14 protein-coding genes are annotated in these 13,976 nt (G+C 58.8%); 12 read left to right on the forward strand and 2 right to left on the reverse strand.

Features of this window, described 5'->3' with window-relative positions; all coding sequences use genetic code 11:
* Positions 1-118: 118 nt before the first annotated feature.
* Positions 119-2,227, forward strand: a complete 2,109-nt coding sequence (locus ACSQ17_RS16855) for a molybdopterin oxidoreductase family protein (RefSeq protein WP_436069760.1) — start codon at positions 119-121, stop codon at positions 2,225-2,227.
* 119 nt (positions 2,228-2,346) lie between these two features.
* On the forward strand, positions 2,347-2,673 hold the full coding sequence (gene grxD, locus ACSQ17_RS16860; RefSeq protein WP_233684166.1) for a Grx4 family monothiol glutaredoxin: 327 nt from the start codon (positions 2,347-2,349) through the stop codon (positions 2,671-2,673).
* A 119-nt stretch (positions 2,674-2,792) separates the two neighbouring features.
* Here the strand turns inward: grxD and bfr are convergent, their stop codons facing one another.
* Positions 2,793-3,263, reverse strand: coding sequence for a bacterioferritin (gene bfr, locus ACSQ17_RS16865; protein ID WP_090248283.1), 471 nt, complete (start codon positions 3,261-3,263; stop codon positions 2,793-2,795).
* A 214-nt stretch (positions 3,264-3,477) separates the two neighbouring features.
* Positions 3,478-3,696: a bacterioferritin-associated ferredoxin gene (locus ACSQ17_RS16870; protein WP_257778020.1), complete on the reverse strand. Its 219-nt coding sequence runs from the start codon at positions 3,694-3,696 to the stop codon at positions 3,478-3,480.
* A 338-nt stretch (positions 3,697-4,034) separates the two neighbouring features.
* On the opposite strand from ACSQ17_RS16870, the gene flgB reads away from it, so the two are divergent.
* The 10 genes from flgB to flgK all read left to right on the forward strand — a co-directional run bounded on the left by flgB (position 4,035) and on the right by flgK (position 13,919).
* A complete protein-coding gene (gene flgB / locus ACSQ17_RS16875; protein WP_436069761.1) occupies positions 4,035-4,442 on the forward strand; it encodes a flagellar basal body rod protein FlgB in 408 nt (135 codons plus the stop codon).
* A 15-nt stretch (positions 4,443-4,457) separates the two neighbouring features.
* Positions 4,458-4,901, forward strand: coding sequence for a flagellar basal body rod protein FlgC (gene flgC / locus ACSQ17_RS16880; RefSeq protein ID WP_233684169.1), 444 nt, complete (start codon positions 4,458-4,460; stop codon positions 4,899-4,901).
* Positions 4,902-4,926: 25 nt separating this feature from the next.
* Positions 4,927-5,595, forward strand: coding sequence for a flagellar hook assembly protein FlgD (gene flgD / locus ACSQ17_RS16885; protein WP_436069762.1), 669 nt, complete (start codon positions 4,927-4,929; stop codon positions 5,593-5,595).
* Positions 5,596-5,638: 43 nt separating this feature from the next.
* Positions 5,639-6,955 (forward strand): flagellar hook protein FlgE, encoded by a 1,317-nt coding sequence (flgE, locus tag ACSQ17_RS16890; RefSeq protein ID WP_233684171.1) that lies wholly within the window; start codon positions 5,639-5,641, stop codon positions 6,953-6,955.
* A gap of 206 nt (positions 6,956-7,161) precedes the next feature.
* On the forward strand, positions 7,162-7,902 hold the full coding sequence (locus ACSQ17_RS16895; RefSeq protein ID WP_436069763.1) for a flagellar basal body rod protein FlgF: 741 nt from the start codon (positions 7,162-7,164) through the stop codon (positions 7,900-7,902).
* A 46-nt stretch (positions 7,903-7,948) separates the two neighbouring features.
* Positions 7,949-8,734 (forward strand): flagellar basal-body rod protein FlgG, encoded by a 786-nt coding sequence (gene flgG, locus ACSQ17_RS16900; protein WP_436069764.1) that lies wholly within the window; start codon positions 7,949-7,951, stop codon positions 8,732-8,734.
* A 121-nt stretch (positions 8,735-8,855) separates the two neighbouring features.
* On the forward strand, positions 8,856-9,575 hold the full coding sequence (gene flgH, locus ACSQ17_RS16905) for a flagellar basal body L-ring protein FlgH (protein ID WP_436069765.1): 720 nt from the start codon (positions 8,856-8,858) through the stop codon (positions 9,573-9,575).
* Positions 9,576-9,586: 11 nt separating this feature from the next.
* Positions 9,587-10,690: a flagellar basal body P-ring protein FlgI gene (locus tag ACSQ17_RS16910; RefSeq protein ID WP_436069766.1), complete on the forward strand. Its 1,104-nt coding sequence runs from the start codon at positions 9,587-9,589 to the stop codon at positions 10,688-10,690.
* A 13-nt stretch (positions 10,691-10,703) separates the two neighbouring features.
* Positions 10,704-11,876, forward strand: coding sequence for a flagellar assembly peptidoglycan hydrolase FlgJ (flgJ, locus tag ACSQ17_RS16915; protein WP_436069767.1), 1,173 nt, complete (start codon positions 10,704-10,706; stop codon positions 11,874-11,876).
* Between the two features lie 6 nt (positions 11,877-11,882).
* Positions 11,883-13,919 carry a flagellar hook-associated protein FlgK gene (gene flgK, locus ACSQ17_RS16920; protein ID WP_436069768.1) on the forward strand — a complete coding sequence of 679 codons (2,037 nt, stop codon included), beginning with the start codon at positions 11,883-11,885 and terminating at the stop codon, positions 13,917-13,919.
* Positions 13,920-13,976: the final 57 nt, after the last annotated feature.

Consider the following 13,976-nt stretch of genomic DNA (forward strand, 5'->3'; position numbering starts at 1 on the left):
GGCTGACCTGATGCTGCGCAATTCACGCCGCGAACCCTGCTGGTGCAGGTTCTGATCTGCCGACATAGTTCATACTTTACGGTGCTTTGCGCGCCGAACCAAAACAAGAGGCCCGGCCATGACCAAGACCCTCCACCACCGTGCATGCCACCTGTGCGAAGCCATTTGTGGCTTGAGCATTGAAACCGAAGTGCAGGACGACGGTTCCACGCAGATCCGTTCGATCAAGGGCGATGCCCAGGACAGTTTCAGTCGCGGCCATATCTGCCCCAAGGCCGTGGCGTTACAGGATATTCAGAATGATCCCGATCGCCTGCGTCAGCCGATGCGCCGCGTGGGGACTGAGTGGCAGGCCATCGACTGGAATGAAGCTTTTGAGCTGGTGGCCGAGCGCCTGAGTGCGATTCAGGCCGCGCATGGGCAGAACGCGGTGGCGGTGTATCAGGGCAATCCGAGCGTGCACAACTACGGCCTGATGACCCACAGCAACTACTTTCTCGGGCAGCTGAAAACCCGTAATCGGTATTCCGCGACCTCGGTCGATCAGTTGCCGCATCACCTGACCAGCCACCTGATGTACGGTCACGGCCTGTTGATTCCGATTCCGGATATTGATCACACCGACTTTATGCTGATTCTCGGCGGTAACCCGCTGGCGTCCAACGGCAGCATCATGACCGTACCGGATGTGGAAAAGCGCTTGAAGGCTATCCAGAAACGCGGTGGCAAGTTAGTGGTGGTTGACCCGCGCCGTAGCGAAACCGCTGCAATTGCTGATCAGCATGTGTTCGTCCGTCCGGGGCAGGATGCTGCGCTGCTGTTCGGCCTGCTCAATACCCTGTTTGAAGAAAACCTGGGTCGTACCAGCCACCTGGCGATCGATGGGCTGGATGAGGTGCGCCAGGCGATTGCCGGCTTTACTGCCGAAACCATGAGCGCCCGCTGTGGCGTGCCGGCGCCAACGATTCGCCAGTTGGCGCGGGACTTCGCGGCCGCCGAGTCGGCGGTGTGCTACGGCCGCATGGGCGTTTCCACCCAGGCGTTTGGCACGCTGTGTCAGTGGCTGGTGCAACTGATCAACCTGGTCACCGGCAATCTGGACCGCGTTGGCGGTGTGCTGTGCACCGAACCTGCCGTGGATCTGGTGGCCTCGACTTCCGGCGGGCATTTCAATCGCTGGCAGAGCCGGGTATCCGGCTTGCCGGAGTACGGCGGTGAATTGCCGGTGTCGGCCCTGGCGGAGGAGATGCTCACGGCCGGCGAAGGGCAGATACGGGCACTGGTCACGGTGGCGGGCAATCCGGTGCTGTCCACGCCCAATGGCCGTCAGCTGGAGCAGGCGCTGGAGGGGCTGGAGTTCATGCTCAGCCTCGACTTTTACATCAATGAAACCACCCGCTATGCCGACCTGATCCTGCCGCCGACGGCGCCGCTGGAACACGATCACTACGACACCACCTTCAATGTGTTTGCGGTGCGTAACGTCACCCGCTTTAACGAGGCGGTATTGGCCAAGCCGGAGGGTGCGCTGCATGACTGGGAGATTTTCGTCGGCCTGGCCAAAGCCTTTGCCGCCAAGACCGGCGTAGAACTCAAGCCGACCATGGCCCCGGAGCAGATGATCGACATGGGCCTGCGCTTTGGTGCTTACGGCGACAAGTCGGAACATAAGTTGTCCCTGGCCGCGTTGCGCGAGCACCCCCATGGCCTCGACCTGGGCGCACTCAAACCCAACCTGGCCAGTCGTCTGAAAACCGTCAATAAGCAGGTAATGGCGGCGCCAGCGGTGATCATGGCTGACCTGCAGCGTTTTGCCGAACAGCCGACGGCCAAGGCTGACGAGCTGCTATTGATTGGCCGTCGTCATGTGCGCAGCAATAACTCCTGGATGCACAACTATCATCGCCTGGTAAAAGGCAAACCCCGTCATCAGTTGCTGATGCATCCGGTGGACCTGAGTCAGCGTGGGCTGAGCGATGGCCAGTTGGTGCGGGTGCGCTCGCGGGTGGGGGTGATTGAGGTAGAAGTGGCCGCCAGCGATGAAATGATGGCCGGGGTGGTCAGCCTGCCACACGGCTGGGGGCACGCCCGACCGGGCGTACATATGGCGATTGCCAGCGAGCAACCGGGGGCCAGCGCCAATGACCTGACCGATGAGCGGCAGCTTGATGCCTTGTCCGGCAATGCGGCGCTAAATGGGGTGCCTGTGCAGGTGTTTGCGGCCTGAGCAGGGATATTCGGCGTGTGGAAAGTGGCTTGGAAGGCCGAGCATTGCGCTCGGCTTTTCGCTACAATGCCGCCACCGTGCCGACCCGTGAGTCGGGAAGTTAAGTCCTGAGGTGCCCAATGGATATCATCGAAACCATCAAAGAGCAGATCGCCAACAATACCGTTCTGCTGTACATGAAAGGCTCGCCGAACGCTCCGCAGTGCGGCTTTTCCTCCAAGGCTGCGCAGGTTGTGATGGCCTGTGGCGAAAAGTTCGCCTATGTCGACATTCTGCAAAACCCGGAAATCCGCGCCAATCTGCCGAAATATGCCAACTGGCCAACCTTTCCACAGCTGTGGGTCGGTGGTGAACTGGTCGGCGGCAGCGACATCCTGGTGGAAATGTTCGAGAAGGGTGAGCTGCAAACCCTGATCAAGGACGCAGCACAGAAGGCCGGTGCCTGAGCCGTTAGCTGTCCTGAAAAACCCCGCGCTGGCGGGGTTTTTTGTGTCTGTTGAGCCGCGCATTAAATAAAAACGGGAGCCCATGGGCTCCCGTTTTCAGTTGTGCGCATGGGCGACGGTTATTCGTCCATCTGCGACTGCAGGTAGTTTTGCAGGCCTACTGCTTCGATCAGGCTGAGCTGGGTTTCCAGCCAGTCGATGTGGTCTTCTTCGGAGCAGAGGATTTCTTCAAGCAGTTCGCGGCTGGCGTAGTCGCCGATGCTTTCGCAGTAGGCAATCGCTGCTTTCAGATCAATATGCGCCTTGTGTTCGATCTTCAGGTCGCACTCAAGCATTTCCTTGGTGTTTTCACCGATCAGGATCTTGCCGAGGTCTTGCAGGTTGGGCAGACCTTCGAGAAACAGGATGCGCTTGATCAGCTTGTCCGCATGCTTCATCTCATCGATGGACTCGTGATACTCGTGCTCGCCGAGTTTCTTCAGGCCCCAGTCCTCGTACATGCGCGCGTGCAGGAAGTACTGGTTGATCGCGACCAGCTCGTTACCGAGGATCTTGTTCAGATGCTGGATGACTTTCTTGTCGCCTTTCATATCTGCGCCTGCCTTGCAAGGTGAGTTAGCTCCAAATTCTGGGCCGATGATTTTCGGCTGTCAAACCTAAGTAGTTGAATCCAAAGCTAAAATTAATATGAATGCGAATGTTTAAGTTCTGCATCTTGGCGCTAAGGTATTGAATTAAAGGTATAAAAAATGGCCGGCCATAAAAAAACCGGACGCGAGGTCCGGTTTCTAAATGCTGATCAAGTCAGGCGGCGACGAAGCTTGCCGGGTAGGCGAGGGCTGCCTGGCTGCTCTGCACTTCACTGAGGGTTTCACGTACAACCTGCTTGGCCAGGCAAGCACATTTGCCGCACTGGCTGGCGACGCCAAGGGTGGCCCGTACATCACGGTAGCTGCAGCAGCCTTCGTAGATGGCTTCGCGAATCTGACCGTCAGTTACACCTTCGCAGAGACAGACGTACATGATTGAGGCTCGTAGCAGGCAGTTAAGATGCGAAAGATACTAATGTTAATGAGAATGCTTGTCAAAACTGAATGTGATTGTCTGATGAGTGGTGTGTTGGTGTCTGCGATATCTCCTTAAACAGTCAGCATTGTGTGTTGTACACGGAAGGTGGCAACGACCGCGGAGCCGTTGCCGCTTTACTTGCCAGAAGGCGGAAAGCCTTTGCCGCTTTGCCGCTAAAAGGGCTGTTATATTTATATAAAGTATTGAAATATAAGCAAAAAATAAAATGGCACACGCCTTGCTTATGGTCTTGCACGGAAAACAGCAACGCCAACTGGCAAAGGTTTCTGACCATGAGCATCAGCTTCGATCGGGCACTCGGTATTCACGAACAGGCACTGGGCTTTCGCGCTCAGCGTGCCGAAGTGTTGGCCAACAACATCGCCAACGCCGATACGCCGCATTACAAGGCGCGTGATCTTGAATTCGCCAGCGTGCTGGCCGAGCAGAGTGCCAAGAGCCAGCGTGGCCAGGTCAGCCTGAACCGCACCAACAGCCAGCATATCCCGGCCGATGGTGTGGCGATGGGCGACGCCAGCCTGGCGTACCGCACGCCGCTGCATCCATCGATTGATCAGAACACCGTTGACCTGCAGATCGAGCAGTCCAACTACGCCGAGAACTCGGTGCAGTTCCAGGCCAGCTTCACCTTTCTCAACAGTAAGTTCAAAGGGCTGGTCAACGCCCTGCGCGGCGAATAACAGGAGCCTGATGCCATGTCACTTGCCAGTGTTTTCAATATCGCCGGAATGGGGATGAGCGCGCAGAGCACTCGTTTGAACACCATCTCCAGCAACATTGCCAACGCCGAGACGGTTTCCTCGAGCATTGACCAGACCTACCGCGCACGCCATCCGGTGTTTGCCACGGTGTTCCAGTCGGCGCAGGGCGGTGACCGTGGTTCGTTGTTTGCCGATCAGGACAATGCCGGGGTAGGCGTTCAGGTGCTCGGTGTGGTCGAGGACCAGAGCACCCTGATGCCGCGCTACGAGCCGAACCATCCATCTGCGGATGAAAACGGCTACGTCTACTACCCCAACGTCAATGTGGTGGAAGAGATGGCGGACATGATCTCTGCCAGCCGGGCCTTCCAGACCAACACCGAAATGATGAACACCGCCAAGCAGATGATGCAGCGCGTGCTGACCCTCGGTCAGTAAGCCAGCGGATAAGGAGCGCAGACCTATGAGCACTGTTGGCGATGTAGCCGGTTCGGTACTGGATAAATACCAGATCAAGAACGAGACCAAGACGAACAAGGACCTCGGTAAGAATGAGTTTCTCAACCTGTTGGTGGCCCAGTTGAATAACCAGAACCCCCTGGAGCCACAAGGCAATGGTGAGTTTATCGCCCAGCTGGCGCAGTTCAGTCAGGTGGAGGGAATCGAGAAGTTGAACACCAGCATGGGCTCGCTGCTCACCGGTTATCAGTCTTCCCAAGCGTTGCAAGCCTCATCCCTGGTTGGGCGCAAGGTCATCATCCCGAGCGAAAAAGCGGTGGTTGATACCAGTGAAAGCTTCAAGGCCAGCCTGGTGCTGCCGGCCAGCAGCAGTAACGTCTACGTCAACATTTATGACAAGGCTGGCGCGGCAGTAGGGCGAGTCAACCTGGGTGAGCAGGCTGCCGGCAATGTCAGCTTTATCTGGGATGGCAAGGATGCCAGCGGCAATCTGTTGCCGCCTGGCACCTACAAGTTCGAAGCGCAGGCTACCTACGCCGATGGCACCAAGGGCCTCTACACCTTGCTGCCGGCCAACGTCGACAGTGTGACCCTGGGCGGCAAAGAGTTGATGTTGAACCTGGCAGGGCTCGGCAGTGTGCCGATGTCGCAAGTGCAGGTCATTGGTCAGTAACTAACAGGTTTTAACCGCCGGTTGCCCGGCAAAGGAGTCTTCCATGGCGTTCAATATCGGTCTTAGTGGTCTGCGTGCCGCGACCAGTGACCTCAACGTGACCGGCAACAACATCGCCAACGCCGGCACTGCAGGCTTCAAACAGTCGCGGGCCGAGTTTGCCGATGTGTATGCAGCCTCGGTGCTGGGCACCGGTAAAAACCCCCAGGGCAGTGGGGTGCTGCTGGGCGATGTGTCGCAGCTGTTCAACCAGGGCAACATCAACTACACGCAGAACGCGCTGGATCTGGCGATCAACGGCAACGGCTTCTTCCAGACCAGCAATAACGGCGATATCAGCTATACCCGTGCGGGCTACTTCGGTACGGATCGTGACGGTTTTATGGTCAACAACTTTGGCTATCGCCTGCAAGGCTATGCCGTTGACGCCGCCGGCAACCTGCAAAATGGTGTGGTCAGTGACCTGCGTATTGAAACGGCCAGTCAGGCGCCGTTGCCAACCAGCAACCTGGACCAGACCTTCAACCTCAATTCGAACAATATCGTGCCGACCACGACGCCGTTCAACCCGGCGGACCCGACGACTTACAACTCGTCGACCTCGACCAACATTTATGACACCCAGGGTAACTCCCACGTATTCACCCAGTATTTCCTCAAGACCGGGCCGAACACCTGGCAAATGAATGTGCTGATCGATGGGCGCAACCCGGATGACCCGACGCTGACCACACCGTCTTCAGTTGATCTGCAGTTCACTGCGGCGGGGCAGCTGGATGTGGCGGCGTTGATTGCGTCGACGCCTACCGGTTTCACAGTTGGAGCCGATGGCACCATCGACCTGACCACCTGGGTACCGGGTGCGCCGGATAACTCGGTGCCGCCGGTGTGGGGCCCCAACGGTGCTGATGCCAGTGCCACTGGGGTGAATATCGACCTGCGACAGTCGACCCAGTTTGCCAGCAACTTTGCGGTCAACCGCGTCAGCCAGGACGGTTACACCACCGGCCAACTGGCAGGCCTGGAAATTGACGACACCGGGGTGATCTTCGCGCGCTACACCAACGGCCAGTCAAAGGTGCAGGGGCAGGTGATTCTGGCCAACTTTGCCAACGTGCAAGGCCTGACGCCAGTGGGCAAGACCGCATGGGTACAGTCCTTCGAGTCCGGTGAGCCGGTACGCGGAACCCCGCGCAGTGGCACCCTGGGGGCACTGCAGTCCGGCGCCCTGGAGGATTCCAACGTTGAGCTGTCGGATCAACTGGTCAACTTGATCGTTGCGCAGCGTAACTATCAGGCCAACGCCAAGACCATCGAAACCGAGAGTGCGGTTACTCAGACCATCATCAACCTGCGTTGATGCGGCGTCAGTGGCAGGCGCGAGGTCTGCCGCAGGCGGCAAAACTACGCCGCCTGGCTGCGCAAAAGGGCTCCTTATGGAGCCCTTTTTATTTTTAAAAATACATATTTATCAATATCTTGCTTCTATTTTTCGAATGCTGGCATAGTCATTGCTTTGTATCTTGCATAGAGCAGCGGGCGGCAAGCCCAACTCGGAGAATAACCATGGACAAGATGCTGTACGTTTCCATGACTGGGGCCCACAACAACACCCTGGCCCAGCGTGCCCACGCCAACAACCTGGCGAACATTTCCACCAATGGCTTCCGTCGGGATTTTGAACAGGCCCGCTCGATGCCGATCTTTGGTGACAGTTATCCGGCGCGTGTCTATGCCATGAGTGAACGTCCAGGAACCGACTTCACCCCGGGGTCGCTGCAGGAAACTGGGCGCGAGCTGGATGTGGCGGTGGGCGGCAAAGGCTGGCTGGCTGTGCAGGCACCCGATGGCAGCGAAGCATACGTGCGCACTGCCAGCCTGAATGTTGATGCGCTGGGCATGCTGCGTACCGGCAATGGCTTGCCGGTGATGGGCAATGCCGGACCGATTGCGGTACCCCCGGAGCAGAAAATCGAGATCGGCAAGGACGGCACCATCAGTATCCGCGCCCTCGGTGAGGCGCCCAGCGTGCTGGCCGAGGTGGACCGTTTGAAACTGGTCAACCCGGATCTCAAGCAGATGGAAAAAGGCACTGACGGCCTGATCCGCTTCAAGGGCCAGGGCCCGGTACAGGCGGATGCGACCATAGAAGTGACCTCGGGCTTCCTTGAGTCGAGTAACGTCAACGCCGTGGAAGAGATGACTGCGATTCTCTCCCTGTCCCGCCAATTCGAGTTGCAAGTGAAGATGATGCGCACCGCCGAAGACAATTCGGCGGCCATGGCGCGCGTCTTGCAGATGACCTAATTACCAGCACGCGGCGTCGTTAAAACGACACCCGAGGAGAATCGATATGCTTCCGGCACTGTGGGTCAGTAAAACCGGTCTGTCCGCCCAGGACATGAACCTGACCACCATTTCCAACAACCTGGCCAACGTCTCGACCACCGGCTTCAAGCGTGATCGCGCCGAGTTCGAAGACCTGCTGTACCAGATCCGTCGTCAACCCGGCGGTCAGACCAGCCAGGACAGCCAACTGCCATCCGGTCTGCAACTGGGTACGGGTGTGCGGGTGGTCGGCACGCAGAAGATCTTTACCCAGGGCAGCCTGCAAACCACCGAGCAGCCGCTGGACCTGGCGATCAACGGCCGTGGTTTCTTTCAGGTGCTGCTGCCCGATGGCACGGTGTCCTACAGCCGTGACGGTAGCTTCCATCTCAACTCCGATGGTCAGGTGGTGACCTCCAATGGTTACGCCCTGGAGCCGGCCATCGTGCTGCCCAACGAAGTGCGCACTTTTACTGTGGGTGAAGACGGCACCGTGTCGGTGACCACTGCCGGTAACCCACAGCCGCAGATCGTCGGCAACCTGCAGACGGCCGACTTCATCAACCCGGCGGGGTTGGAGGCCATCGGCAACAACCTGTTCCTGGAGACTGCTTCCAGCGGTGCGCCGCAGGTCGGTACGCCGGGGCTCAATGGCCTGGGCGTCATGCTGCAGAACACCCTGGAGAACTCCAACGTCAGTGTGGTCGAGGAGCTGGTGAACATGATCACCACGCAGCGCGCCTATGAGATGAACTCCAAGGTCATCTCCACTGCGGACCAGATGCTCGGCTTTATTTCGCAGAATCTTTGATAGCTAAGGCCGGCTAGTCGCGCAGCGTCTGGCGGGCCTTGAACACGGCAAGGAATGGCTTGAACGGCACGGGTGGCAGAAGGCTGTACAGCCACCCCTGGCAACGCATGAGGTAGTAGAGATGAACCGGCTGATAATCATAAGTGCACTGCTTGGCCCCCTGGCTTTGAGCGGTTGCATGGCACCTGCGCCTAAACCGGATGATCCCTATTACGCGCCCGTGATGCCGCGTACGCCACTACCTGCTGCGCAGAACAATGGTTCGATCTATCAGGCCGGCTTTGAGAATGGCTTGTTTGGTGACCGTAAGGCCTATCGGGTGGGTGACATCATCACCATCACCCTGAATGAGCGTACCCAGGCCAGCAAGAACACCAATAGCAAACTCAGCAAAGACAGTTCGGCTAGCCTTGGCGTACCCAATTTGTTTGGTATGGCCGCAGCCCCGAAAAACCCGCTGGCCTCGATTGGTGCCTTGGGCATGACTAATGACACCCTGAGCCTGAGTGCCGACTTCGACGCCACCCGTTCGGCCGATGGTTCCGGCCAGGCCGGGCAGAGCAACAGCCTAACGGGTTCGATCACTGTTTCAGTCGCTGAAGTCATGCCCAACGGCATTCTGCTGGTGCGCGGGGAGAAGTGGATGACCCTCAACACCGGTGATGAGTTGGTGCGTATTGCCGGCCTGGTTCGGGCGGATGATATCGCCACTGACAACACCGTGTCCTCGACCCGGATTGCCGATGCGCGCATCACCTACTCAGGCACTGGCGCATTCGCCGATGCTACCCAGCCTGGCTGGATGAGCCGGTTCTTTATTAGCCCAATGTGGCCGTTCTGAGGGTGGCCACTATGAAACTATCCACGTATTTTCTGGCCGTCGCTGTCTCGCTGCTGGCCGCGACTGCTCAGGCCGAACGGCTTAAGGACTTGGCCAGCATCCAGGGCGTGCGGACTAACCAGTTGATCGGCTACGGCCTGGTGGTCGGCCTCAATGGCAGTGGTGACCAGACCACTCAGACGCCCTTCACCGTGCAGACCTTTAACAACATGATGGCGCAGTTCGGCATCAAGGTGCCGCAGGGCGGCAACGTGCAGCTGAAGAACGTCGCTGCTGTTTCGATTCACGCCGACTTGCCGCCCTTCGCCAAGCCGGGGCAAACCATCGATATCACCATTTCCTCCATCGGCAACGCCAAGAGCCTGCGCGGCGGTAGCCTGTTGATGACGCCGCTCAAGGGTATCGACGGCAATGTCTACGCCATCGCTCAGGGCAACCTGGTGGTCGGTGGTTTTGATGCGGGCGGTGCGGACGGCTCGCGTATTACGGTAAACGTGCCGTCGGCCGGGCGTATTCCGGGCGGTGCGATCGTTGAGCGCCCGGTGCCGAGTGGTTTCGATCAGGGCAATTACCTGACGTTGAACCTCAATCGCCCGGACTTCACCACAGCCAAGAATATCGTCGACCATATCAATGAGCTGCTTGGCCCTGGCGTGGCCCAGGCGCTTGACGGAGGTTCGGTTCGCGTCAGTGCGCCGCTCGATCCCAATCAGCGTGTCGATTACCTGTCGATCCTGGAAAACCTCGAAGTCGATGTCGGCCAGGCGGTGGCCAAGGTCATCATCAATTCGCGCACCGGCACCATCGTGATTGGCCAGAACGTCAAGGTACAGCCTGCTGCGGTGACCCACGGCAGCCTGACCGTGACTATTACTGAAGACCCGATTGTCAGTCAGCCGGATGCCTTGTCCGGTGGCCAGACGGCAGTGGTGCCGCGCTCGAAGGTCAATGCCGACGAAGAAGCCAAGCCGATGTTCAAGTTCGGTCCGGGGACCACGCTGGATGAGATCGTCCGCGCGGTGAATCAGGTGGGCGCTTCGCCTTCCGACCTTATGGCCATCCTGGAGGCGCTGAAACAAGCCGGCGCTCTGCAGGCTGACCTGATCGTGATTTAAGGGAGCGCACGCTATGGACTCTCGCCTTTCAGCCGGTTTGCTCGGCGGCACCAGCACCGTCGACAGTGGTGCCTATAACGATCTCAATCGCCTCAACCAGTTCAAGGTCGGCGGCGACAGCGAAAAGAACATCAAGAAGGTGGCTCAGGAGTTCGAGTCGCTGTTTCTCAATGAAATGCTCAAGGCCATGCGCTCGGCCAACGAAGTGTTCGGTGAAGGCAACTTCATGAACAGCAACGAGAGCAAAACCTACCAGGACATGCATGACCAGCAGCTATCGGTGACCATGTCCAATCACCAGAACGGTATCGGCTTGGCCGACGTGCTGGTGCGGCAGATGTCGAAGATCAAGGATGCCAGCAGCCGCCCGAATCCGTTTGCCCAGGTCGATGAACCGGTGCCGAGCGCGCCGAGCAAACCCTTGGCCAAGGTTGACGGCGCACGTGACGACACCTCGTTGATCAACCAGCGGCGCCTGTCGCTGCCGGGCAAACTGACTGATCGTCTGTTGGCTGGCATCGTGCCATCGGCTACTGCCGCCGATGGCCAGCCATTGGCGCAGAATGACTGGATTCCCGCCAAGGCCTTTGCCGCACCCGCCGATACCGCGTTGGGCTTGAACGGCATGGACGCGATCACCGGCCGGCGCATTGCCCAGCCGCCACTGGCGCCAGGCAAAGCGGCGTTCGACTCGAAGGATGAGTTTATTGCCGCCATGTTGCCTATGGCCGAAAAGGCCGCCGAGAAGATTGGCGTCGACCCGCGTTATCTGGTGGCTCAGGCCGCGCTGGAAACTGGCTGGGGCAAGTCGATCATTCGCCAGCAGGACGGCAGCAGCAGCCACAACCTGTTCGGCATCAAAACCCACAACACCTGGGAAGGTGACTCGGCGCGGGTACTGACCACCGAATTCAAGGGTGGCAAGGCCGTCAAGGAGGCGGCATCTTTCCGCGCTTACGAGTCCTATGCACACAGCTTTGAAGATTACGTGAGTTTCCTGCAAGGCAACGGCCGTTACGAAAAAGCCCTGGCTGTGACAGACAAGCCTGAGCAGTTCGCCCGTGAGTTGCAGAAAGCCGGTTACGCCACGGATCCGCAGTACGCCCGCAAGATCGCCCAGATAGCGCGGCAGATGCAGACCTATCAAACAGTCGCGGCAGTCAGTACGCCGTCCACTAACGGATGATGAAACATGGCTGACTTACTCAATATTGGCCTGTCCGGGCTGTCGGCGAACAAGACCGCGCTCTCGGTCACTGGTCATAACATCACCAACGTCAACACGCCTGGTTACTCGCGCCAGGATGCTGTGCAGGCCACCCGCGTGCCGCAGTTCAGTGGTGTTGGCTATATTGGCTCGGGCACGACCCTGGTTGATATCCGTCGCACCTACAGCGAGTTTTTGACCGCGCAAGTGCGCAGCAGCACGGCGCTGAGCGCCGATGTGGAGGCTTACAAGGCGCAGATCGAGCAACTCGACTCTTTGTTGGCAGGTACCACCACTGGTATTACACCGTCGCTGCAGTCGTTCTTCTCAGCCTTGCAGACAGCGGCCGAAGATCCGGCGAATATCCCTGCTCGGCAGTTGGTGCTGTCTGAGGCCGAAGGTCTGGCCAAGCGTTTCAATACGGTCTACGACCGCGTCAGCGAGCAGAACGAGTTCATCAATAAGCAGATGTCGGCCGTGACCGAACAGGTCAATCGTCTGGCCACCTCGATAGCCAGTTTAAACGAGGCCATTGCCGTCGCAGCGGCCAATGGCAAGCAACCCAACGACCTGCTCGATGCCCGTGAAGAAGCGGTACGCCAACTGTCTACCTATATCGGTGTCAGTGTGGTGGCGCAGGACGACAGCTCGCTGAACGTATTTGTTGGTTCCGGCCAGCCACTGGTGGTTGGCAGTACCGCAAGCCGCCTGGAAGCGGTTGCAGGTCGCGATGACCCGACCCGTTTCGAGATCGAGTTCGTCAGTGGTGGCTCGCGTCAGGGGGTCACCTCGCTACTGACTGGCGGCGAGCTGGGTGGGCTGATCCGCTACCGCAGCGAAACCCTCGACCCTACGCTCAATTCCATCGGCCGCCTGGCATTGGCCGTTGCGGACCAGGTGAATAGTCAGTTGGGGCAGGGCTTGGACCTCAAAGGCCAAGTGGGCACCGCCCTGTTCGGTGATTTCAATGACCCGGCCACGGCCCAGTTGCGAGTGCGTGCTTCTGCCGGCAACACCAGCAACGTGCAGCCCGCTTTGAACATCACCGACAGCAGCGTGCTGACCACCAGTGACTACCGTCTTGAGTTCGATGGCACGCAATACTCGGCCCGGCGCCTGAGCGATGGCGCGACCCTGACAGTCAACCCCAACCCTCCGGGTAGCTATCCAGCTGCGCTGAGCTTCACCGATGCCAGCGGTCGCGATCAGGGCTTCGAGATCGCCCTGGATGCTGCCCCGTCGGCCAATGATCGCTACCTGTTGCAACCGACACGGCGCGGTGCGACGGCCATCGAAGCCGTACTCGACCAGCCCGACCAACTGGCTTTCGCTGCGCCCGTGCGGGCCGACGCCACCGTGCAAAACCGCGGTACCGCGACCATCGGCCAGCCGACGTTGCAAAGCACCGGCAGCAATATTGATCCTGCCGCGTTACAGGCGGTGTTGCCGGTGACCCTGACGTACGATGCTGGCACCAGTGATTTTACCGTGCCTGCTGGGGCTACGCTGACGCGCATCAATCCCAATGATGGTACGCCGGCGACACCTGCTACCTTCCAGTCCGGGCAGCAGAACACCTATGAACTGGAGCTGAGTGACGGCAGCCGGATGCGTATGACCCTGAGTGGTCGTCCGGAAAACGGCGACACCTTCAGCTTGTCGTTCAACCAGAATGGTGTCTCGGATAACCGCAATGCCTTGGCCCTGGCAGACTTGCAGAGTAAAGCCACCGTTGGCCTTGATCCGACAATTACCGGTATCAGCACGGGCAGCAGTTTCGTCGACAGCTATGGCGACACGGTCGAGCGTGTCGGCACCTTGACTGCCCAGGCGCGACAGGACAGCCTGGCAACTACCTCGATACTCAAGCAGGCCACCGATAACCGAGATTCATTGTCGGGGGTGAGCCTCGATGAAGAGGCGGCCAACCTGATCAAATTCGAGCAGTACTACAACGCGTCAGCGCAAGTCATTCAAGTTGCGCGCTCGTTGTTCGATACCCTGATTGGTGCCTTCCGGTAACGGTAGTGTGTAAAGACGTCGTTTCACTGGCGGTCAGCTAACTGCGGTGGGTATTGC

The sequence above is a fragment of the Pseudomonas sp. LjRoot71 genome (assembly GCF_964253255.1).
Lineage (GTDB): Bacteria > Pseudomonadota > Gammaproteobacteria > Pseudomonadales > Pseudomonadaceae > Aquipseudomonas.

Bases quoted from the DNA above. Each gene is read 5' to 3' on its own strand.
- ACSQ17_RS16855 (WP_436069760.1), top strand. From the start codon at position 119: ATGACCAAGACCCTCCACCACCGTGCATGCCACCTGTGCGAAGCCATT.
- grxD (WP_233684166.1), top strand. From the start codon at position 2,347: ATGGATATCATCGAAACCATCAAAGAGCAGATCGCCAACAATACCGTT.
- bfr (WP_090248283.1), bottom strand. From the start codon at position 3,263: ATGAAAGGCGACAAGAAAGTCATCCAGCATCTGAACAAGATCCTCGGT.
- ACSQ17_RS16870 (WP_257778020.1), bottom strand. From the start codon at position 3,696: ATGTACGTCTGTCTCTGCGAAGGTGTAACTGACGGTCAGATTCGCGAA.
- flgB (WP_436069761.1), top strand. From the start codon at position 4,035: ATGAGCATCAGCTTCGATCGGGCACTCGGTATTCACGAACAGGCACTG.
- flgC (WP_233684169.1), top strand. From the start codon at position 4,458: ATGTCACTTGCCAGTGTTTTCAATATCGCCGGAATGGGGATGAGCGCG.
- flgD (WP_436069762.1), top strand. From the start codon at position 4,927: ATGAGCACTGTTGGCGATGTAGCCGGTTCGGTACTGGATAAATACCAG.
- flgE (WP_233684171.1), top strand. From the start codon at position 5,639: ATGGCGTTCAATATCGGTCTTAGTGGTCTGCGTGCCGCGACCAGTGAC.
- ACSQ17_RS16895 (WP_436069763.1), top strand. From the start codon at position 7,162: ATGGACAAGATGCTGTACGTTTCCATGACTGGGGCCCACAACAACACC.
- flgG (WP_436069764.1), top strand. From the start codon at position 7,949: ATGCTTCCGGCACTGTGGGTCAGTAAAACCGGTCTGTCCGCCCAGGAC.
- flgH (WP_436069765.1), top strand. From the start codon at position 8,856: ATGAACCGGCTGATAATCATAAGTGCACTGCTTGGCCCCCTGGCTTTG.
- ACSQ17_RS16910 (WP_436069766.1), top strand. From the start codon at position 9,587: ATGAAACTATCCACGTATTTTCTGGCCGTCGCTGTCTCGCTGCTGGCC.
- flgJ (WP_436069767.1), top strand. From the start codon at position 10,704: ATGGACTCTCGCCTTTCAGCCGGTTTGCTCGGCGGCACCAGCACCGTC.
- flgK (WP_436069768.1), top strand. From the start codon at position 11,883: ATGGCTGACTTACTCAATATTGGCCTGTCCGGGCTGTCGGCGAACAAG.